The sequence below is a fragment of the Pandoraea sp. LA3 genome, from assembly GCF_022696215.1.
Classification (GTDB): domain Bacteria; phylum Pseudomonadota; class Gammaproteobacteria; order Burkholderiales; family Burkholderiaceae; genus Pandoraea; species Pandoraea capi.
Genome location: NZ_PTPY01000014.1, coordinates 18708 through 39584, shown reverse-complemented (window position 1 = coordinate 39584; position 20877 = coordinate 18708). Strand labels below are relative to the sequence as shown.

Here is a 20877-nt window from a genome sequence, read left to right as displayed (position 1 = left end):
CGCTCAGCCGGCGCATTGCGCAAACGCTGTCGTTACGGGGCCGTATCTGCGGCCCCTTGGCGTCTCTTTTGCGCCCCCTACTGAAGCGCTCCGCCTATGGTGAAACTCGACCGTTTCGACATCGCAATCCTCCGCGTGCTCGCGCGTGAGGGCCGCATCACGAAGTCCCGTCTGGCCGAACTCATCCATTTGTCCGTCTCTCCCACGTGGGAGCGCGTGCAACGTCTGGAGGCGGCGGGCGTCATTCGCGGCTATCGCGCCGACGTCGACTGGAGCGGCGTGGTGCAGGTCAGCCGCATCATCGTGGAAATCACACTCTCACGGCACACCGCCCACGACATGAACCGTTTCGAGGCGCGGCTGCGCGACGCCCCGGAAGTCGTGCAGTGCCACGCCACCGGCGGCGGGGTGGACTACATCGTGCATGTGCTCACGCGAGACATCGATCACTACCAGCGTTTCATCGACGATCTGCTCATGGCCGACTATGGCATCGAGCGCTACTTCACTTACATCGTCACCAAGGTCGTAAAGGACTCGACGGACACGATGCCCGCCTGGGTCGACGCGGACTGAGCGTCGTCCGGCAAACGCTTTCGGCAGCACGCCGGTAAATCAGAAGAAAAGCGAAGTCCGCACCGTCCGAACAGAAAAAACACCGGCGCGATGCCCCCGACAATCTCTGCATGACGAACGAACGCCATGTCAGGAGATTGCCGATGTTGCTCGACCACCCGGTGCTGTTCAAATCGCTGTGTTACATCGATGGACGCTGGACGCATAGCGACGATGCCGCATCCATCGCCGTCGTCGATCCCGCCGACCAGTCGACGCTGGGGCACGTACCGCTGCTCACGCGCGATCAGATCCGCAGCGCCATCGATGCCGCCGAGCGGGCTTTCGCCGAATGGCGCTGGACATCCGCCAACACGCGCGCCGCTGCGCTACTGCGCTGGCATGCACTGATCCGGCAGCACGCCGAAGACCTCGCCGTCCTGCTCTCGCACGAGCAAGGCAAACCGCTGCACGAAGCGCGCGGCGAGATCGGCTACGGCGCCTCGTTCATCGAGTGGTATGCCCATGAGGCCCGTCGCCTCGACGGACGCAGCATCACCTCGCATATCGATGGCGCGCAACTGGGCACGGTGCGCGAGCCGGTCGGCGTCGCCGCGCTCATCACGCCGTGGAACTTCCCCTTCGCGATGATCACGCGCAAGGCAGCCGCCGCGCTCGCCGCCGGGTGTACGGTCGTCGTGAAGCCCGCGCACGAGACCCCGTTCAGCGCACTGGCGCTCGCGCAACTGGCCGACGAAGCGGGCCTGCCGCCGGGGGTATTCAACGTGGTGCTGGGCGAGCCGGACATGGCCATGCGCACCCTCGTGGGCGACGCGCGCGTGCGGGCCGTCAGCTTCACGGGATCGACGCGCGTGGGCCAACTGGTCGCACAGGCCGCGGCGGCCAGCGGCGTGAAGAAGCTCGCGCTGGAACTCGGCGGCAACGCCCCATTCATCGTGCTCGACGACGTGGATCTCGACGAGGCCGTGCGCATCGCCGTCGCAGCGAAGTTCCAGACGTCCGGACAGGATTGCTGCGCAGCGAACCGGATCTTCGTTGCCCGCGCCCGCTATGGCGCATTCGTCGATCGCTACACGCAGGCGGTTGCGCGGTTGCGTGTCGGCCCGGCGTTCTCCGGCGAGGCCGACGTCGGTCCGCTCATGCATCAGGCCGTGTTCGATGCGACAGCCGCCCGCGTGGAAGACGCGCGCCGTCAGGGCGCGCAGATCACCGTCGGCGGCGAGCCGCATCCGCTGGGCGGCTGGTTCTACCGTCCGACCGTCGTCGCCGACGCCGCCCCCGGCATGCGCATCTACGACGAAGAGAATTTCGGCCCGATCTCGGCCGTGTGCGCCTTCGACTCGCTCGATGAAGTCGTCGCCCGCGCCAACGACACCGAGTACGGCCTGGCCGCTTATGTCTGCGGACGACGCGTCGACGAGATCTTCACGCTGATCCGTCGGCTCGACTTCGCGATGGTCAGCGTCAACGGCGTGAAGTTCACCGGCGCGCCGGTGCCGTTCGGCGGCATGAAGGCCTCCGGCCTCGGCCGCGAAGGCAGCACCGACGGGTTCGAGCCCTTCACCGAAACCAAGTACTTCTGCCTCGGCAACCTCGGCATTCCCGTTCACCACGGCTGATGGGATTGCCGACCCGCCGCTTTCCTTTTTTTCCCTTTCGCCTCACCTCACCGATATCCAGGAGACGCCTCATGACCGCCTCGACCGAGCAACGGTTCGCGCAGGACCGCGCGCACTTCATGCATCCGTCCACGCACGCCGCCGATCACGCGAGCGGCACGCTGCCCGGCAAGATCATCCGCACCGCGCAAGGCCTGCACATCGAAGACCACGAGGGGCGTCGCTATCTCGACGCCTTCGCCGGCTTGTACTGCGTGAACATCGGCTATGGCCGCACGGAAGTGGCGGACGCCATTCACAAGCAGGCCTCGTCGCTCGCCTATTACCACACGTATGTCGGCCATTCGACCGACGCCATCATCGAGCTATCGAAGCGCATCATCGACTGGTCGCCCGCCGGCATGAAGAAGGTCTACTACGGCTTGTCCGGTTCGGACGCCAACGAAACGCAGATCAAGATCGTCTGGTACTACAACAACGTGCTCGGCCGTCCGCAAAAGAAGAAGATCATCTCGCGCGATCGCGGGTATCACGGCTCCGGCATCGTCACCGGCAGCCTGACGGGCCTGCCGAGTTTCCATCAGCACTTCGACCTGCCGGTCGAGCGCGTGCATCACACCGTCTGCCCGCATTGGTACCGCAAGGCGCCGGCAGGCATGAGCGAGTCGGCGTTCGTCGCCCATTGCGTCGAGGAACTGGAGAAGCTCATCGCGCGCGAAGGCGCGGACACGATCGCCGCCTTCATCGGCGAGCCGGTCATGGGCACGGGCGGGATCATCGCGCCGCCGGCCGGCTACTGGGATGCGATTCAGGCCGTGCTGCGCCGCTACGACATTCTGCTGATCGCCGACGAAGTGGTCTGCGGCTTCGGACGTCTGGGCTCGCCCATGGGGTCGCAGCACTACGGCATGACGCCCGACCTCATCACCATCGCCAAGGGGCTGACGAGCGCGTACGCGCCGCTCTCGGGGGTGATCGTCGGCGAGCGCGTGTGGGACGTGATCGAACGCGGCTCGCGCGAAAACGGCCCGATGGGGCACGGCTGGACGTATTCCGGGCACCCGATCTGCGCGGCCGCCGCGCTCGCCAACCTCGACATTCTCGAGCGCGAGAACCTCACGCAGAACGCGGCTGACGTCGGCAAGTACTTCGGCGAGAAGCTGCATGCGGCATTCGATGCGCATCCGCTCGTGGGCGAAGTGCGTAACGTCGGCATGCTGGCGGCGGTGGAATTCATGGCCGATGGTGCGGCGCGTCAGCCGTTCGACGCCGCCATGAAGGTCGGCCCGCGCGTGTCGGCCGCAGCCCTCGCACGCGGCATGATTGCGCGCGCCATGCCGCACGGCGACATTCTCGGCTTCGCGCCGCCGCTGATCGCCACGCGCGCCGACGTCGACGAGATGGTCAGCATCGCGCGGGCCGCGGTGGACGACGTCGCCACTCAGGTACTGCGCTAACGCTGTTGTGGCATGACGGCGCGCATCCCCACGGGAAGCAGCACGTTGCGCCCGCCGTCTCCATCGGTTCGTAGGATGACCGCGAATTTCGGCGCGTCTTTAATGGGATGACATGGTGGTCCGCACCACAGACGTTGCGGACCGCCCCTCCCTTCCCCTACCGCCCGAGGTGCCGCGCATGTCCAACGAATCGCTGATCGAGGCCGATCGCCAGTTCCTGATCCATCCCGTAGCCGACTACCGCGCACACGAAGCGCAGGGGGCGACGATCCTCACCAGCGGTAATGGCGCATGGCTGCACGACGCCGACGGCAACGCCCTGCTCGACGGCTTCGCCGGGCTGTGGTGCGTGAATACCGGGTACGGACAGGCGTCTATCGTGAAAGCGGCGACCGAGCAGTTGAATCGTCTCCCGTACGCCACCGGCTACTTCGGTTTCGCGTCGGCACCGGCCATCACGCTGGCGCAAAAGCTCGTGGCGCTGGCACCTCCGTCGTTGCAGCACGTGTACTTCACGCTCGGCGGATCGGACGCCGTCGACGCCGCCGTGCGCTTCATCACCCACTACTACAACGCCATCGGCAAGCCGTCCAAGAAGCACTTCATCGCGCTGGAGCGCGGCTATCACGGATCGTCGTCGACCGGGGCCGGGCTGACGGCACTGCCTGCCTTCCACCGCAACTTCGATCTGCCGCTGCCGACGCAGCATCACATCCCGTCGCCCTACCCGTACCGCAGCGCGACGCCGGACGATCCGCAGGCGATCATCGCCGCCTCGGTCGCCGCGCTCGAAGCGAAGGTCGGCGAACTGGGCGCCGAACACGTCGCGGCCTTCTTCTGCGAGCCGGTGCAGGGCTCGGGCGGTGTGATCGTGCCGCCCAAGGGCTGGCTGCGCGCCATGCGCGACGCGTGCAAGCGGCTCGACATCCTGTTCGTGGCAGATGAAGTCATCACCGGCTTCGGGCGTACCGGCCCGATGTTCGCGTGCGAAGCGGAAGACGTCTCGCCCGATCTGATGACGCTCGCCAAAGGGCTGACCGCCGGCTACGCGCCGATGGGCGCCGTGCTGATGTCGGACGCCATCTATCAAGCCATTGCCGACGCTGCGAAAGGCTCGCCCGTCGGACATGGTCAGACTTACTCGGCACACCCGGTGAGCGCGGCCATCGGGCTTGCCTGCCTGAAGCTTTACGACGAAGGCGGTTTGCTGGCGAACGGTCAGGCGCAGGCCGCCACCTTCGCGGGCGGACTCGACGCCCTGCTCGATCACCCGCTCGTGGGCGATTCGCGTCATCGCGGGTTGCTCGGTGCGCTCGAACTCGTCGCGGACAAGACGACGCGCCGGCGCTTCGATCCGTCGCTCAAGCTGCATGAACGCATCGGCGCAGCGGCGTATCGCAACGGCGTGATCTTCCGCGCTTTCGGCGACAACATCCTCGGCTTTGCGCCCGCGTTGTGCTACACCGCGGAAGACTTCGCCGAGCTGTTCTCGCGCGTGCGCACCACACTGGACGACGTGCTCGAAGCAGCCGACGTTCGCGCCGCACTGCGCGCCTGACCCCTCCCGAATCACGGATACGCCCCCGAATACCCGGAGACACGCTCGTATGTCGCTTTCCCTGTCACGCCCCGATTTGATGCGCCGTCAGAACCTGATCAACGGCGAATGGACCGATGCCCGCGACACCGGTCATTACCCGGTGCTTAACCCGGCCAGCGACGCCCTGCTCGTCGACGTTGCCGACAGCACTGCCGTCGACGCTCGCGCCGCCACCGACGCCGCCTACCGCGCGCTGCCCGCCTGGCGCGCCAGGCTGCCGCGCGAGCGCGCCGAAGTGCTCAAGCGCTGGCACGCGCTGATTCTGGCGAACGCCGACGATCTCGCCCGCCTGATCTCGCTCGAACAGGGCAAGCCGCTGTCGGAGGGACGCGGTGAAGTCGTGTACGGTGCGTCGTACGTCGATTGGTTTGCCGGCGAAGCGACGCGGGTCTACGGCGACATCATCCCGCAGCAACAGCCGGGCAAACGCATGACGGCGGTCAAGGAACCGGTCGGGGTCGTTGCCGCAATCACGCCGTGGAACTTCCCGCTCGCCATGATCGCGCGCAAGATCGCCCCGGCGCTGGCCGTGGGCTGCACAGTCGTCGCCAAGCCCGCCGAAGACACGCCGCTGACCGCGCTCGCACTGGCGGCACTGGCCGTCGAGGCAGGCGTGCCGCCGGGAGTGCTCAACATGATTACCGCGTCTCGCACGCGCGGCATCGAGGCCGTCGCCGACTGGCTTGCGGACGAGCGCGTGCGCAAGGTGACGTTCACCGGATCGACGGCCGTGGGCATTCATCTGGCGCGCGAATCGGCCGGCACGCTCAAGAAGCTCTCGCTCGAACTCGGCGGCAATGCGCCGTTCATCGTCTTCGACGACGCCGATCTGGACGCCGCCGTCGTAGGCCTGATGGCATCGAAATTCCGCAACGGCGGGCAGACCTGCGTGTGCCCGAACCGCGTGTATGTGCAGGCCGGTGTCTACGAGCAGTTCGCCGCGTTGCTGGCCAAACGCGTGGAAGCGCTGCACGTCGCCCCGGCAAGCGATGCCAATGCGCAGATCGGTCCCATGATCAATCGTCGCGCGGTGGAGAAGATCGAGCGCCATGTCGACGATGCCCTGTCGCACGGCGCACGCGCGCTGACCGGCGGCAAGACGTTGCCGTCGCTCGGGCCGCACTACTTCGCCCCGACCGTGCTGGCCGACGTCACCGACGGCATGCTCGTCAGTCAGGAGGAAACCTTCGGGCCGGTGGTGCCGCTATTCCGTTTCGAAAGCGAAGACGAAGTGATTGCGCGTGCCAACGACACGCCGTTCGGGCTGGCCGCCTACTTCTACACGCAGAACATGCGTCGCGCCGAACGCGTGGCGCGACGCCTCGAAGCCGGTGTCATCGGCATGAACGAAGGCGCGGTATCGAGTGAGGCTGCGCCGTTCGGCGGGGTGAAAGCGTCCGGATACGGCCGCGAAGGATCGAAGTACGGACTCGACGACTACCTGTCGATCAAGTACGTCTGTCAGGGCGGACTGGACTGATTGTCGTCGGCTTGCGGCGACGCAGGTGACGCAGGTGACTCAGCGCGCTACGCCACGTTTGGCCGTAGCGCGCTTTTTCCTTGTCGGCGTCGTTGTCGGCGCTTTTGACTGCGGGTTGCGTGCGACGCGTTGCGCGTCGGCATGTTCGCGAATCACCTCGATCAGCGCACGCAACGCTGCCGGGATATGACGTCGGCCCGGGTAGTAGAGCGCCAGGCCGTCGAGCGGCGGTGTCCACGCTTCGAGCACGCGCACCAGCGTGCCCGCCGCCAGATCCGCCTGCACCGTCCACTCGGTCAGGTACGTGAGGCCCACGCCTGCACGCGCCGCCATCAGCATCAGTCCCGTCTCGTCGAGCGTCATCGGGCCGGTGCCGTCGACGCGCACGACTTCGCCGTGCCGCTCGAACTCCCATTGGTAGATCGCACCGCTCGGCATCCGGCTGCGGATGCATTGATGATGCCGCAGGTCGGCCGGTGTCCGGGGCGGCTTGTGGCGCGCGAAGTAAGCCGGACTGCCCACGACGGCAAAGCGCTGGCGATCGCCGAACGGTACGGCGATCATGTCCTGCGGCACGATCTCCATGAGGCGGATGCCCGCATCGAAGCCGTCGATCACGATATCGATGAGCTTGCCTTCCGTCACGATATCGAGCTTCACGTCCGGATAGCGTGCGCAGAAGTCGATCAGCACCGGCATGACCTGATGCGCCGCGCCGGCCGAGGTATTGATGCGCAACGTGCCGGACGGCGTGTCGCGAAATGTCCCGGCCTCGTCGAGCGCCGTCTGAATGGTCGTGAGCGCCGGTGCGATGCTGCTCACGAACTGCGCGCCCGCCTCCGAGAGCGAGACGCTGCGCGTAGTGCGGTTGAAGAGCCTCACGCCGATGCGCGCTTCGAGCGCTGCCACGGCGTGGCTCAGCGCCGACGTCGACACGCCCAGATCGTTCGCGGCAGCGCGAAAACTCCGATGTCGCGCCACCGACATCACGGCTTCCAGCTCGGCAAGACCTGATGTTCTCATTGTCCTGAATCCTTCAACAAGGCATCCACGATTGTACGGCTAGTCAGGCCAATGCCGCTGCTCTATCGTGAGTCGTCGGCGTTCCCCCTGCGATCCCCGCAGATGCCCTTCGCTTCCGGACAAAATCATGCAAATCATCGAGCAAATCTACATCGACGGCGCGTTCGTCAAACCCCATGGCGACGAATACTTCGACCTCTTCAACCCGGCCACGGAGCAAGTCATCGGCCGCGTGCGTCTGGCGGATGCCGACGATGCCCTCCGCGCCATTGCGGCGGCCAAGCGCGCCTTCCCGGCGTTCTCCCGCACGAGCAAGGACGAGCGCATCGCGATGTTGCGGCGCATGCACGCGGCCGTTCTGGCGCGCGAAGACGAACTGCTCGAAGCGGTCATCGAGGAGTACGGCGCGCCGGTCTCGCGCGCACGCTGGATGGCCCGCCATGCGAGCGACGTCATCGAGCAAGCGGCCAAAACGCTCGAAACCTACGCGTTCGTGCGTCGCGCGGGCACGGCGGAAGTCGTCATGCAACCGCTGGGCGTGGCGGGTCTCATCACGCCGTGGAACAGCGATGCGGGCTTCATCTGCGGCAAGCTGGCCGCCGCGCTCGCCGCCGGGTGCACAGCCGTCATCAAGCCGAGCGAGATGAGCGCGATCCAGACGCGCATCGTGACCGAAGCGCTCCACGAGGCTCAGCTTCCCCCGGGCGTCTTCAACATCGTGACGGGGCGCGGCGACACGGTCGGTGCGGAGATCAGTTCGCATCCGGATATCGCGAAGGTGTCGTTCACGGGATCGACGGTGGTGGGTCGCACGATTCTGCGCACGGCGTCGGAGACCTTCAAGCGCGTGACGCTGGAGCTTGGCGGCAAGTCGCCCATGATCGTGCTCGACGATGCGAATTTCGACGAAGCCATTCCGCTCGCCCTGAACGCCGGGTTCATGAACAGCGGTCAGGCATGTATCGCCGGCACACGTATTCTGGTGCCGCAATCGCGTCTGCGCGAGTTCGAGGAAGGGATCGTGGCGGCGGTCGCGGGCTTTCAGTCGGGAGATCCGCGCAATCCGCAAACGAGTATCGGGCCGATGGTCAGTCGCAAGCAGTGGGATCGCGTGCAGCGTTACATCCGCATCGGGATCGACGAGGGTGCGCGCTTGCTGGCGGGGGGTGAGGGGCGCCCGGACGGCGTGGCGGCGGGATGGTTCGTGCGTCCGACGCTGTTCACTGAGGTGCGCAACGACATGACGATTGCCCGCGAGGAGATTTTCGGCCCGGTGCTCTCGATCATCGCCTATCGCGACGAGCAGGAGGCCATCGCCATCGCCAACGACACGCCTTACGGCTTGCAGGCTTATGTGTGCTCGTCGGATCTGGCGCGCGCCACTGCGGTAGCGTCGCAGATCGAAGCGGGACGCGTGCTCGTCAACACCCTGGCTCACGAACCTGCGGCGCCGTTCGGCGGCTTCAAGCAGTCGGGCATCGGACGCGAGTACGGCGCCTACGGCATCGAAGCCTTCATGGAACCGAAGGCCGTCCTCGGCGTGCTGTGACGCGGTGGCTTCGATGACGCCGGGCATCTCGTCGACGTGAACGAGACGCCACGACAGCGAGGCATCGACACCGCACTGCGTGCACGACAGGCACGACAGGCACGACGTTTTACTACCGACGCGCCGAATCCGGCGCGTCAGGTGTCAGGTCACAGGCTCAGTTGCCGATCTCATACTGTTGAATCAACGCGGTGACACGCGCCTTGTCGGCGTCGGGAATCCGGTCTATCCCGACGTACTTCCAGAACTCCTCTACGGCGGCTCGGCCTTCGATACCATCCGACAGCAGGCAGGCCAGCGCGTCGGCGCGATGGCGTGGCGGGAGGATGTCGAGGCTCAGCACCAGCGCGTCCATGACGCGTTGCTTGCGGCTGCCCTTGAAGAAGCGCTCCCCGATGTCGGCGACGAAATGCGACCAGGCTTGCGACTGACTTCCCGCATTTGCCGCCGCGCCCCACTTGCCGATCAGCACCGCGTTTCGCTTCAACGGCTCACGGAAAAACGCGAAGTCGGCGGCTGGTCCGTGCGCGCCGGTGGACGACAGTCGTCCGACCGACTGGATCGGTAGCGGACGATGCAGGGTGACGTCAGCGTGAAGCGGCACTGCCGTTGCGGCGGCGGTCCCGTGAAATCCTGCGCCATGCCTGAGCCGTACCGTCCTGAGATCTGCACGAAAGCGAGTGCGCGCAGGGCATGGACGCGGATGCAGCGTCTGCGTTGTCGTCGGCAAGGTGCCTATCGTCGTTGCGCTAAAAAGATGCATTCCCGACCTCCATCGATAAAGGGAGTTCGCATCGTGACAGCGCGCGGCAGAGGCTCTTTGCGATAGCGCCAGCCAGTTACCAGTTCCGGTGAAGTGCCAGACGCGCTGTCACTTGCCGTTATCCGGCCAGCGCCACGCCGGGCGGTCGAACCGATGCTGATCGAGAATCGTGGTTGCCGAAAACGATTTGTCGAGCTTGATGGCATTGCATTCGGGGTCTTCCTCCAGTGCCGCGGCCAGACGCGCCGAGTGCGATACGACCCATAGCTGACTGCGCTGCGACGCACGGCGGATCAGTCGACCGAGCGCAGGCATCAAATCCGGGTGCAAACTGGCTTCGGGTTCGTTGAGCACCATCAACTCAGGAGGACGCGGCGTCATCAGCGCCGCGATCAGGAGCAGATATCGCAGGGTGCCATCGGACAACTCTGCGGCGCTCAACTCGCGCAGCAAGCCGTGCTGCTGGAAACGCAACAGAAAGCCGCTCCGACCATCGAGCTCGATGCTCACGCTCGCGCCGGGGAACGCGTCGGAGACTGCGTCGTCGAGCGCTTCACGATCGCCGATTTCACGAATCGTCTGCCACGCGGCGGCCAGATCGCGCCCGTCGTGATGAAGTGCGAGCGTTCGCGTGCCGATTTGCGGGCTTCGCGCGGGCGCATCCGCATCGGTGCGGAAGTGATCGTAAAACCGCCAGTTGCGAATTCGCTCACGCACCGTGAAGACTTCTGGACACGTGTCGTCGTTGGCAATGTGCGAGAACAGGCTTTCGTAACGCGGAAGACTGGCTGTCACGCTCACCCATTCACGCCCCGATTTTCGTTTGACGAGATAGCCGTCGCGGTCAACGAGCGTGCTGGCGGGCCGTAGAAAATCTCCGACCCAGATACTTTCCCGCTTGTACTCCGGGTCGGACCAAAACGCAGTGTTCTCGGTATTGGAGATGCCCATGCAAACGGCATAACCGAAGGTCTCGCTGCTGAACCCGAGACGTAGCCGCGGTCGCTTGCGGCGCGGCCCACCTTGTATCGGCACCTCGCCGCGTCGCATCCGGGGAGTGATCTCTTCCGGTCCGGCCCACATGACCGACGTCAGACCGCCCTCACGCGCCAGCGGGGCCACGATACCCTCGGTCGCGGCACTCGCCAGCAACCGCAACGCCCGATAAAGGTTCGACTTGCCGCTGCCGTTCGCGCCGCTGATGACGTTCAGGCGCGTGAGCGGCATCACGAGGGACTGGATGGAGCGGTAGTTTTCGATGGCGAGTGCGGTGAGCATGGCGAACAGGACGGGGGTCGTCGGGAATCGACAACATTATCCTAATTTGCCAATGCTCACCCATGGGTCGCCCAGAGGCTTTACGCCGCTGAGCGATTCCCCTCGCCGACCTGAACGACTAGTCGTCGCTCTCAGAGTCCGGTCCGGCCGACGTGTTCCACCTCGGCGGCTGCGACTCACCGCCCGAGGTCGAGTCTGAATCTTCGTCTCTTGCCGACTTATCGAGATACTTACTGCGCAACATTATCGAGCGAGTCTGTTGCACCATCGATTCTTCTACTTGCCCGTCGTCCTCGCCTGCCTGGGGACAGGGTTCGCCACGTCCCGAAAGCGATACCGTCGAGGGGGCCGCGGTGGACGCTTCAAGCCCATTGGGATCGCGATGCGAACCGCCCAACAGCGTGCCATCGCTGCCCGGCTCCCCCGCAACCACGCCCATAGCGCTTTGCTGGTGCGAGAGCGGTGCGACCGTCTGAAGGGACGCCGGAAATTTGATCGAGAGTTGCAGAACGCCGGTTGGCAACATTTCCATCGAGATGCGGCAGCCGCGCGTCCCCCCAAGACCCACCGATAGTCGAGCTGGCGCGTTAGTGCTCATGACAGGCGCCTGGCGTGCAGACGAAAAGGTCGATGCGATTTCGGGCAGAACGCCGGCCGTTGAGCCCGCCGGTACGGTCGTCGCATGGTCTACGCCCATCGTGAGCGGCGTGGTCGAGTTGAGATGAATCATGATGGATCTCCATCGAGTGAAGGGAGATTCCAGAATGGAACGCATTCGACGGTTCATTTTGCGATGCTGTCCGCCAGCTTTCGCTTTCTGCGCGCGACGCGGGCGATCGGGATTCGCCTGATGGCAACGTATGGGATTTCGCGCCAGCGCTTCGACATGGCATACACTCGACGTTTTGATCGATTGCCGCAATCTTGCGCCTGCCTACCCGATGTCCGACGTTACCCCTGAACCGAAAGATAGCTCCGGCGTTGCCGTCATCGACCGCGCCTGCGCCATCCTGTTCGCGTTCAAACCCGACGACGATGCCCTCACGCTCGCCGAGCTGGCCGCCCGCACCGGACTGTACAAAAGCACGTTGCTGCGACTGGCCGGTGCGCTGATCCAGCACCGCATGCTCGTGCGGCTCGACGACGGCCGCTATCAGCTCGGCCCGGCCACGTTCATGCTCGGCGCGCTGTATCAGCGCAGCCTGAACCTCGGCGACATCGTGCTGCCGTTGATGCGGGAATTGGCAGACGTGAGCGGCGAGAGCGTGTCGTTTTACGTGCGTGACGACGCCGTGCGCGTGTGTCTGCACCGCGTCGATTCGACGCATGCGGTGCGGTTCCACGTTCGGGAGGGCGACGTATTGCCGCTGGAACACGGCTCGGGTGGCCTCGCGTTGCTCGCGTTCGGCGGGCAACAGGGTGACGCTTACGACCGTATTCGTGCAGACGGGTACAGCGTATCGATGGGTGATCGCGAGCGCGATACGGCGGGGGTGTCGATGCCTGTGTTCGGCGTGCGTCAGGCGCTGCGCGGCGTGATGACGCTGGCAGGCCCCAGCTCGCGCATCGACCGCGCGTTCATCGAGCGTCATCTGCCCGATCTGTTCTCGTGCGCTGCGCGCGCCACCGACGGACTCGGTGGCGACTCGCGAAGCGTGCGCGCCGCGTGGCGCGCGTTTCAAACGTCTCAGGCGTCTTGAGCGTCTTGTGCGTCTTACGTCCCTGACGTCTCCGACTCAGGGAAACGAGCGCTCCGGCTCGCCGGTATAGCGGTAAGGCAGTTGACGCGGCAGCGGGCCTTTGTTGCGCTCCCCGCGTCCGCGCTGCTCCCACGCGTGCGCCAGAATGCCCACGGCACGCGACAGACAGAACACCCCTCGCGCCAACTCGGGCGCAAATCCCAACTCGGCGTAGATCACGGCCGTGATGCCGTCGATGTTCATCGGCACCGGCTTTTGCTTGCGCGCCTTGAGATGCGCTTCGATGCCCCGTGCAATGGCGGCGTAATGGCCTTCGATCACACCTTGTTCCGCTGCCTGATCGACCATCGCCAGCAGCCGGGTCGCACGCGGGTCCACCGGATGGAAGCGATGCCCGAAGCCCGGCAGATACTTCCCGTGCGCTTCATTGAACGCCGCAATACCTTCGGCGACCGCAGCCGCCATATCCGGCACCCCGGACGGCGATGCGGCGAGGCGCTGCGCGATGTCCTGATACAGCTCCACTGCCTGTTGCCCGGCGCCGCCGTGCACGTCGTCCAGCGCGTTGATGGCCGACGCCATCGCGCCGTTCAGCGGTAAGCCGCAGCTCGTGGCGATCCGCGAGATCGCAATGGACGGCGCGTGCGGTCCATGATCGACGGAGGCGACCAGCGCCGCTTCGAGCAGACGCGCCTGCGCGTCCGTCGGCAAGTCACCGCGCAGCATCAGCCAGATCATCTGCGGGAAGCTGACGTTGCCGATCAGGTCCTGAATCGGATAGCCGCGCACGTTGATCGATCCCGGATGGATATCGATGATCGACGTGCTCCAGTAGTCGGCGCACAGCGCCGCAGCATCGAGAGTGGGGTTCATGGTCGGTTCACGCGGTGAGCGTGCTGTAGTAAGTCGTCATGAGTGAGTCCGCATGACTGAGTCTTCATGACTAAGGAAACGTGCATCGGTCAGATCACGCCATCGGCGCGCAGTCGTTCGATGGCAACATCGTCGTATCCGAGGCCCGCGAGCAGCGCCTGCGTATCGGCGCCGAGCGACGGCGCAGGCGCGCCCGGCGCGGCGTCGCCGTCCGACAGACGGAAGCCCGCGCGCGTGACGCGTTGCGGCTGCGCCTCGCCCGGCACGCTCAGCTCGCGCACGAACTCACGCGAGGCGAGATGCGGATGCGCGAGCACGTCGGGCACCGACATCACCCGCCCGGCAGGCACGCCGCTCGCCACGAGCTTCGTCTCCCAGTTCGCGGCGCTGTCCTGCGCGAGCGCGGCTTCGATCTCCGCCTTGAGGGCGTGACGATTCTGCTTGCGCGTGTCGCGTTGCGCGAAGCGGGGATCGTCGGCGATATCGGGGCGTCCGATCAGCGCGCACAAGCTGACGAACTGACGCGTTTCGTTCGCGGCGATGTTGAGCAGTCCGTCTCCCGTACGGAAGGTGCCGGACGGCGCCGCGGTGAAATTTTCGTTGCCCATCGGCACCGGCGCGACACCCGCGTTGAGATAGTTCGACACGACCCAGCCCATCGTCGCGAGCGTGGCTTCGAGCATGGAGACGTCGAGCATGCGTCCCTGACCGGTCGTGCGCGCATCGAGCAATGCGGCGCAGATGGCGAATGCCGCCGTCAGCCCGCCAACGGTATCCGAGACCGGATAGCCCACGCGCAGCGGTGCGCTTTGCGCATCTCCCGTCACGCTCATCACGCCGGAAATGCCCTGAATGATCTGATCGTAGGCAGGGCGCGACGACAGTTCGCCATCCGCACCAAAACCCGAAATCGCGCAGTAGACCAGACGCGGATTCACTTCGCGCAGGGCGTCGAAGTCGAGACCGAGACGCGTCATGACACCGGGGCGGAAGTTCTCGACGAGCACGTCGCTCGACGCCACGAGATCCTTCAGGATGGCTTTACCGCGCGGGTCCTTCAGGTTCAGCGTGAGCGAACGTTTACCGGCGTTGACGGCCACGAACGAAGCGCCCATCTGACGCGCCGCCGCGTCCTTGTCGGCGCCCAGCCGACGTGCGAGATCGCCCCCGTCAGGGTTTTCGACCTTGGTCACGTCGGCGCCCATCAACGCCAGTTGGTAGGCGCAGAACGGTCCGGCGAGAACGTTGGAGAGATCGAGGACTTTCACCCCGGCGAGCGGCAATGCCATCGTTGGCTCCTGATGTTGCGTGTGCGGTTGCATGAATTGAGGCGGTGATGCGCCCTGATCCGGGATCCGGTGTCAGGGCGAGCGCCTCAGTGAGAGATTTCGTCGAGCGTGCGCTGATTGGTGCGCGGGCCGAACAGGCCGATCGATGCCATCACCATGACCATCGCGAACGTGATCAGTGCGAACACGCCGGTCACGTCGAAATGGCGCAGTGCAAAGGCGATCATGAAGCCCGAGAACATCGCCGACAGACGCGACATCGAGTACACGAAGCCCACGGCACGGGCACGAATGCGCGTGGGGAACAGTTCGGTCTGATAGGCGTGATACCCGACGGACAGGAGCGTGCCGCACAGGGTGATCGCAACGCCGAGAATCATCAGCATGGCGGGCGACGACTGCACTGCGAACAACGAACCGAACACCGCAATACCGAGCGCGGACAGCACGACAAGCGTCTTACGCTCGATGCGATCGGCGATAGCCATGCCGATGAGCGGACCGAACGGGTTCGAGATGGCGATCACGAACGAGTACATCAGGCTGTGCGTGATCGTGATGCCTTTGGACACGAGCAGCGTCGGCACCCAGGAGGCAAAACCGTAGAAGCCGATGGCCTGAAACAGGTTGAACACCAGTAGCGTGATGGCGCGACGGCGATACGGCTTCTGCCAGATTTCGCGGAACCTCGCCTTCGTGGCGGCGGGTTCGACGCTGAGCACCGGCGGCGGCAGTGCGCGGCCCGACTCACGTTGCACGCGCGCTTCGAGATCCTTGACGATCGCTTCGGCCTCGGCAGTGCGGCCTTGCTGCGCAAGCCAGCGCGGGCTTTCCGGCACGCGGCGGCGAATCGCCCAGACGACCAGCGCACCGAGCGCGCCGATGATGACCACGGTACGCCAGCCGTCCATACCGAAGACCTGCTGCGGCACGAGCCACCAGGAAAGCAGCGCCACGGCCGGCACCGCAAGGTACTGGATCAGGTGCATGAAGGCGAAGGCGCGCCCGCGCAGGTGCTTCGGCGCAAGCTCGCTGACGTAAGTGTCGATGGTGACCAGTTCGACGCCCACGCCGATGCCGGCGATCAGACGCCACAGGTTGATCATCGGCGCCGTGGTCTGGAACGCCATGACGAGCGTGGCGATGGAATACCAGAGGAGTGACACGGTGAAGATCGTGCGACGTCCGTAGCGATCGGCGAGTCCCGTCAGGAAGAACGTGCCGATGAACAGCCCCGCGAACGAGGCCGCGACGAAAGCACCCAGTCCCGACACGCCGAAGAACGACGCCGTCGTCGTGGAATAGAGACCGCTCTTGACGAGGCCGGGGCCGACGTACGCGGTGAAGAACAGGTCGTAGAACTCGAACCAGCCACCGATGGCGATGAGCAGGATGAGCGTCCAAATGGAGCGCGTCGCCGGCAACCGGTCGATACGCGCGTTGATCTGCCGACTTGCGTCGGACGGCCCTGCATGGGCGGCAGACGACGCTGACACCGCGCCGACAGGCAAACTCGACATCTCAATCCTCCTTTGGATTGTGTTGCTGGTCATTCTGCCAGACAGAATGACGTTCTGTTTTATGAGAAGTCGAAGGGTATGCCTCCGTATGGGGGGCGGATATCGGGGTTTACGCGGAGAAAAACCTTAAATCGTCGTTCGCTGCGCTTCGCCGCCTGCGGCGGTGAGATTCACGCTGATCGAGCGCTCGACGAGCAGCCGTTCGAGCACATAGTCTTCCGCGCCGCTCTCGAGCGCGTGGGAACGAATCCCCTGCACTGGAATGATCGGCCCTTTGCGTTTGGCCAGATCGGACACGAACGACAGCAGCTCATCGCCGTCGCCTTCGAACAGCACCGCCTGAATGTCGTCTGCCTCCGATGCCTCCGAAGCGGGCGATGCACGCAACGTGGCATGCACGGCAAGCGACTCCGGCAAGCTCGCCACCAGATGCTCGCCGGAGGCTCCCTCGAAGATCGCATGGTTGCCGGTCGCGAGCACAGCGGCGAACTGCGCCCGCGCGCCGGAAGCGGTTGCCGCCACACACAGCACGTTGCCGCGCGGGCTCAGCGTATAGACGTTACGTTCGCCGGTCGGCCCGCGCAGGGTGGCGGTCGCGCCCGCCAGCGCATAGGGCAGATACTCGTCGGTACGCGCTGCCGTGCGCGGATCGCTCTGCCCGATGGCCCATTCGCGCAACGCGCTCAGCGCCGCCGCAGGCGTATCGAGCGACGCCGCTTCGTACACCACCAGCGTCTCGGCCAGCGACTTCGGCAAGCCCATCGGATAGCGCGAGAGCAGCCGCTGCAAATACAGCGGGCCGCCCGCCTTGGGCCCCGTGCCGGACAGTCCCTCGCCGCCGAACGGCTGTACACCGGCCACGGCGCCCACGATGTTGCGGTTCACATAGAGGTTGCCCACGCGGGCGTGTTTGACGACGTGCGCAATCGTCTCGTCGATTCTCGTCTGAATGCCCAGCGCCAGTCCGTAACCCGACGCGTGAATCTGATCGAGCAGCGCGTTCAGTGCGCTGCGCTCGAAGCGCATGAAATGCAGCACCGGTCCGAAGACTTCGCGCTTGAGTTCAGCAAGGTTGTCGATCTCGATCAGCGCCGGTGCCACATAGCTGCCTTGCGCGCAGCTTGTCGGCAGCGGCACCTGCTCGACCTTGCGTCCCTTGTCGCGCAGTGCCGCGATGTGGGTCTCGATCGCATGCTTCGACTCGTGATCGATGACCGGGCCGACATCCGTCGAGAGACGATCGGGATTGCCCACGGCGAGTTCGCGCATGGCGCCCTTGAGCATGTCGAGTACCTGATCGGCGATGTCGTCCTGCACACACAGCACACGCAACGAGGCGCATCGCTGCCCGGCCGAATCGAAGGCCGACTGCATGGCGTCGGCGACGACCTGCGTCACCTGAGCCGACGAGTCGACGATCATCGCGTTCTGACCGCCCGCTTCGGCAATCAGCGGAATCGGTTTGCCATCGACATCGAGCCGCTTCGACAGGCGGAGGTTGATCGTCCGGGCGACTTCCGTCGACCCGGTAAACATGACGGCACGCGTTCGGAGCTCAGCGACGAGCGCGGCGCCGATCGTCGGGCCATCGCCCGGCAGCAGTTGCACTGCCCCCGCAGGCACGCCCGCCGCCCGAAGGATACGCACGGCCTGTGCCGCAATGATCGACGTTTGCTCCGCCGGCTTGGCAATGACGGTATTGCCCGCAGACAGCGCCGCCGATACCTGTCCGAGGAAAGTGGCGAGCGGAGAATTCCACGGACTGATGCAGACCACCGGCCCCAGCGGGCGGTGCGTGTCGTTGGAAAACTCGCGCAGGATTTCGGCTGCGTAGTAGCGCAGGTAGTCGACGGCTTCACACACCTCGGCGATGGCATTCGGCACGGACTTGCCGGCCTCGCGCACGATCAGTCCCAGCAGGTTGGGGGTCTGCGCTTCGAGCAGCGCGGCCGCGCGCGTGAGGCATGCCGCACGCGCATCGACAGGCGTCGCCTGCCAGATGGGGGCCGTCGCCAGAGCGTACTTCAGCGCCATCGACACGTGCTCGGGGGTCGCGTCGACCACCTTGCCTACGACATCCCGACGATCCGCCGGATTGCGCACCTCACGCTCGGTCTGACCGGCGGCAACCCCTTCGTCGCTCTGCAACATCGGGGCGGCGCGCCAGCGATCGTTCGTGCTGGCGAGCAAGGCGGCGGACAACGACGCCAGACGATGCTCGTTGGAAAGATCGATGCCGGTCGAATTCACACGCTCCGGCCCGTAGATATCGCGCGGTAGCGGGATCTTTTCGTTGGGCGCGCCCAGCGGGGCAATGTCCAACGCTGCATTGACCGCATTGACGATGACGTCGTCGGCCGCTTCGTTGATGCCCGCGACCCGGTCGGCGAGCGACGCCTGCGAGCCATGCTCCATTTCGAGCAACCGTCGGACAAGATGCGCCAGCAACGACTCGTGCGTCCCCACGGGCGCGTAGATCCGGCAGGGCCGATTCAACTTGCCCTCCCCGATCACGTCTTCGTAAAGCGCTTCACCGGCGCCGTGAACGCACTGGAATTCGTAGGGTTCGGGTGTCGCCGCCTCACCGGCGAGATGGTAAAGCGTGGAGACGAGATAGGCGTTGTGCGTGGCGAACTGCGGATAGACGGCATCGGGCGCACCGAGCAACTTCTTGGCGCAGGCAAGATACGACATGTCGGAATAGATCTTGCGCGTGAAGACTGGATAGCCTTCGAGGCCGTCGACCTGCGCCCGCTTGATTTCCGTATCCCAATAGGCCCCCTTGACCAGCCGCACCATGATCCGCCGCCCGCTGCGGCGAGCCAGATCGACGAGGTAATCGACCACGAAGGGGCTTCGCTTCTGATAGGCCTGCAAGGCGAAACCGATGCCGTCCCACCCCTGCAAATCCGGATCGAAACACAGCGCTTCGAGCAAATCGAGAGAAATTTCGAGACGGTCGGACTCTTCGGCGTCGATGCTCAGCCCGATGTCATAGTGGCGCGCCAGCACTGCAAGCGCACGCACGCGCGGCAGCAACTCACGCTCGACGCGCTCGAACTGCGCGCGGCAGTATCGCGAATGCAACGCCGAGAGCTTGATCGAAATGCCCGGGCCGTCATAGACGCCCCGCCCGCCCGCCGCTTTGCCGATGGCGTGAATCGCCTGTTCATACGCAGCGTAATGGCGCAGGGCATCGGCTTCGGTCATGGCCGACTCGCCGAGCATGTCGTAGGTGTAACGGAAGCCGAGCGCTTCGTACTTCCCGCTGTTGGCGAGCGCTTCGGAAATGTTCTCGCCGGTCACGAACCGTTCGCCCATGAGACGCATGGCCATGTCCACGCCCTTGCGAATCAACGGATCACCGCCCTTGCCGATCAACCGGGTGAGCGCCGACGACAGGCCGACTTCGCTGTTCGTGGGGACGAGCTTGCCGGTAATCATCAGGCCCCAGGTCGCCGCGTTCACGAAGATCGAGCGCCCCTGCCCCAGATGCGACCACCAGTCGCCCTTACTGATCTTGTCGCGAATCAGGGCGTCGCGAGTCGTGCGGTCCGGCACGCGCAACAGCGCCTCCGACAGACACATCAGCGCCACGCCTTCCTGACTCGATAACCCGAACGCCTTGAGCAAGCCGTCGATGTCGCTGCCCGGGTGTTTGATACGCATCGCCTGAATCAGTTGGCCCGCCAGCGCATCGACGTCTGCGCCCATGGCTTCGGGCAGCCTGGCCTGTCCGATCAGAAAGGGAACGCACTCCGGCTCGGGACGCCGGTAGGCCGAGGTAATCGCGGCACGCAGCACCGACTGGGGCTGAACGTTCTGCGCGAATTCGAGAAAGGGATGCGGCACCGCGTCGTCGGCCGCTGCCCCGGACGCGTCGACGGCATCCGTGGACTCCGCACGTTCGAGCAACGACAGCTCGCCCGTCGGGGGAAGGCTTTCCACGTTTTCGAGGTAAGCCAGAATCGCTTGTTTGATGAGCCAGTGAGTGGTTCGGTCGAGTCGCGTTGCCGCATGTTTGATGCGCGAACGAAGCAGATCGTCGACTTTGACGCCAAGCGTGGTGCTAGCCATGATTCCAGAGGGTGATGGGCATGATCGATTTGTTGCTCAGCACTCACGAGCATCGACGTCCCGGGCACCAACG

15 protein-coding genes are annotated in these 20877 nt (G+C 65.1%); 7 read left to right on the top strand and 8 right to left on the bottom strand.

What is annotated here, in order from left to right:
• The first annotated feature begins 96 nt into the window (after window positions 1-96).
• The 5 genes from C5N93_RS01030 to C5N93_RS01010 all read left to right on the top strand — a co-directional run bounded on the left by C5N93_RS01030 (window position 97) and on the right by C5N93_RS01010 (window position 6732).
• Window positions 97-576 (top strand): Lrp/AsnC family transcriptional regulator, encoded by a 480-nt coding sequence (locus tag C5N93_RS01030; protein WP_150723360.1) that lies wholly within the window; start codon window positions 97-99, stop codon window positions 574-576.
• Between the two features lie 143 nt (window positions 577-719).
• Window positions 720-2195, top strand: a complete 1476-nt coding sequence (locus C5N93_RS01025; protein WP_242557963.1) for an NAD-dependent succinate-semialdehyde dehydrogenase — start codon at window positions 720-722, stop codon at window positions 2193-2195.
• Window positions 2196-2266: 71 nt separating this feature from the next.
• The gene (locus C5N93_RS01020; protein WP_242557962.1) at window positions 2267-3652 is read left to right on the top strand and encodes an aspartate aminotransferase family protein; all 1386 of its coding nucleotides are present in this window, start codon (window positions 2267-2269) and stop codon (window positions 3650-3652) included.
• Window positions 3653-3830: 178 nt separating this feature from the next.
• Window positions 3831-5210, top strand: a complete 1380-nt coding sequence (locus C5N93_RS01015; RefSeq protein WP_242557961.1) for an aspartate aminotransferase family protein — start codon at window positions 3831-3833, stop codon at window positions 5208-5210.
• 49 nt (window positions 5211-5259) lie between these two features.
• On the top strand, window positions 5260-6732 hold the full coding sequence (locus tag C5N93_RS01010) for an NAD-dependent succinate-semialdehyde dehydrogenase (protein ID WP_242557960.1): 1473 nt from the start codon (window positions 5260-5262) through the stop codon (window positions 6730-6732).
• Between the two features lie 39 nt (window positions 6733-6771).
• Here the strand turns inward: C5N93_RS01010 and C5N93_RS01005 are convergent, their stop codons facing one another.
• Window positions 6772-7755: a LysR family transcriptional regulator gene (locus C5N93_RS01005; RefSeq protein ID WP_242557959.1), complete on the bottom strand. Its 984-nt coding sequence runs from the start codon at window positions 7753-7755 to the stop codon at window positions 6772-6774.
• A 127-nt stretch (window positions 7756-7882) separates the two neighbouring features.
• Between C5N93_RS01005 and C5N93_RS01000 the strand changes: the two genes are divergently transcribed.
• Window positions 7883-9304: an aldehyde dehydrogenase family protein gene (locus C5N93_RS01000; protein ID WP_242557958.1), complete on the top strand. Its 1422-nt coding sequence runs from the start codon at window positions 7883-7885 to the stop codon at window positions 9302-9304.
• Window positions 9305-9461: 157 nt separating this feature from the next.
• Here the strand turns inward: C5N93_RS01000 and C5N93_RS00995 are convergent, their stop codons facing one another.
• The 3 genes from C5N93_RS00995 to C5N93_RS00985 all read right to left on the bottom strand — a co-directional run bounded on the left by C5N93_RS00995 (window position 9462) and on the right by C5N93_RS00985 (window position 12075).
• A complete protein-coding gene (locus C5N93_RS00995; protein ID WP_242557957.1) occupies window positions 9462-9908 on the bottom strand; it encodes a hypothetical protein in 447 nt (148 codons plus the stop codon).
• Between the two features lie 267 nt (window positions 9909-10175).
• The gene (locus C5N93_RS00990; protein WP_242557956.1) at window positions 10176-11345 is read right to left on the bottom strand and encodes an AAA family ATPase; all 1170 of its coding nucleotides are present in this window, start codon (window positions 11343-11345) and stop codon (window positions 10176-10178) included.
• Between the two features lie 118 nt (window positions 11346-11463).
• A complete protein-coding gene (locus C5N93_RS00985; RefSeq protein WP_242557955.1) occupies window positions 11464-12075 on the bottom strand; it encodes a hypothetical protein in 612 nt (203 codons plus the stop codon).
• 211 nt (window positions 12076-12286) lie between these two features.
• Here C5N93_RS00985 and C5N93_RS00980 point away from each other — a divergent pair, with 211 nt between their 5' ends.
• Entirely contained in the window at window positions 12287-13045 is a 759-nt protein-coding gene (locus C5N93_RS00980) for an IclR family transcriptional regulator (RefSeq protein ID WP_069341450.1), read from the top strand.
• Between the two features lie 36 nt (window positions 13046-13081).
• Here the strand turns inward: C5N93_RS00980 and C5N93_RS00975 are convergent, their stop codons facing one another.
• The 4 genes from C5N93_RS00975 to putA form a co-directional block, all read right to left on the bottom strand.
• Complete coding sequence (locus C5N93_RS00975) at window positions 13082-13918, bottom strand: citryl-CoA lyase (protein ID WP_242557954.1); 837 nt, start codon at window positions 13916-13918, stop codon at window positions 13082-13084.
• A gap of 89 nt (window positions 13919-14007) precedes the next feature.
• Window positions 14008-15207 (bottom strand): CoA transferase, encoded by a 1200-nt coding sequence (locus tag C5N93_RS00970; RefSeq protein WP_242557953.1) that lies wholly within the window; start codon window positions 15205-15207, stop codon window positions 14008-14010.
• Between the two features lie 86 nt (window positions 15208-15293).
• The gene (locus C5N93_RS00965; protein WP_242557952.1) at window positions 15294-16727 is read right to left on the bottom strand and encodes an MFS transporter; all 1434 of its coding nucleotides are present in this window, start codon (window positions 16725-16727) and stop codon (window positions 15294-15296) included.
• Between the two features lie 126 nt (window positions 16728-16853).
• Complete coding sequence (gene putA / locus C5N93_RS00960) at window positions 16854-20804, bottom strand: trifunctional transcriptional regulator/proline dehydrogenase/L-glutamate gamma-semialdehyde dehydrogenase (RefSeq protein ID WP_242557951.1); 3951 nt, start codon at window positions 20802-20804, stop codon at window positions 16854-16856.
• Between the last annotated feature and the right edge of the window lie 73 nt (window positions 20805-20877).

What these genes read in the sequence shown, in the direction of transcription:
- C5N93_RS01030 (WP_150723360.1), top strand. Translation starts at nt 97, where the DNA reads ATGGTGAAACTCGACCGTTTCGACATCGCAATCCTCCGCGTGCTCGCG.
- C5N93_RS01025 (WP_242557963.1), top strand. Translation starts at nt 720, where the DNA reads ATGTTGCTCGACCACCCGGTGCTGTTCAAATCGCTGTGTTACATCGAT.
- C5N93_RS01020 (WP_242557962.1), top strand. Translation starts at nt 2,267, where the DNA reads ATGACCGCCTCGACCGAGCAACGGTTCGCGCAGGACCGCGCGCACTTC.
- C5N93_RS01015 (WP_242557961.1), top strand. Translation starts at nt 3,831, where the DNA reads ATGTCCAACGAATCGCTGATCGAGGCCGATCGCCAGTTCCTGATCCAT.
- C5N93_RS01010 (WP_242557960.1), top strand. Translation starts at nt 5,260, where the DNA reads ATGTCGCTTTCCCTGTCACGCCCCGATTTGATGCGCCGTCAGAACCTG.
- C5N93_RS01005 (WP_242557959.1), bottom strand. Translation starts at nt 7,755, where the DNA reads ATGAGAACATCAGGTCTTGCCGAGCTGGAAGCCGTGATGTCGGTGGCG.
- C5N93_RS01000 (WP_242557958.1), top strand. Translation starts at nt 7,883, where the DNA reads ATGCAAATCATCGAGCAAATCTACATCGACGGCGCGTTCGTCAAACCC.
- C5N93_RS00990 (WP_242557956.1), bottom strand. Translation starts at nt 11,345, where the DNA reads ATGCTCACCGCACTCGCCATCGAAAACTACCGCTCCATCCAGTCCCTC.
- C5N93_RS00985 (WP_242557955.1), bottom strand. Translation starts at nt 12,075, where the DNA reads ATGATTCATCTCAACTCGACCACGCCGCTCACGATGGGCGTAGACCAT.
- C5N93_RS00980 (WP_069341450.1), top strand. Translation starts at nt 12,287, where the DNA reads ATGTCCGACGTTACCCCTGAACCGAAAGATAGCTCCGGCGTTGCCGTC.
- C5N93_RS00975 (WP_242557954.1), bottom strand. Translation starts at nt 13,918, where the DNA reads ATGAACCCCACTCTCGATGCTGCGGCGCTGTGCGCCGACTACTGGAGC.
- C5N93_RS00970 (WP_242557953.1), bottom strand. Translation starts at nt 15,207, where the DNA reads ATGGCATTGCCGCTCGCCGGGGTGAAAGTCCTCGATCTCTCCAACGTT.
- C5N93_RS00965 (WP_242557952.1), bottom strand. Translation starts at nt 16,727, where the DNA reads ATGTCGAGTTTGCCTGTCGGCGCGGTGTCAGCGTCGTCTGCCGCCCAT.
- putA (WP_242557951.1), bottom strand. Translation starts at nt 20,804, where the DNA reads ATGGCTAGCACCACGCTTGGCGTCAAAGTCGACGATCTGCTTCGTTCG.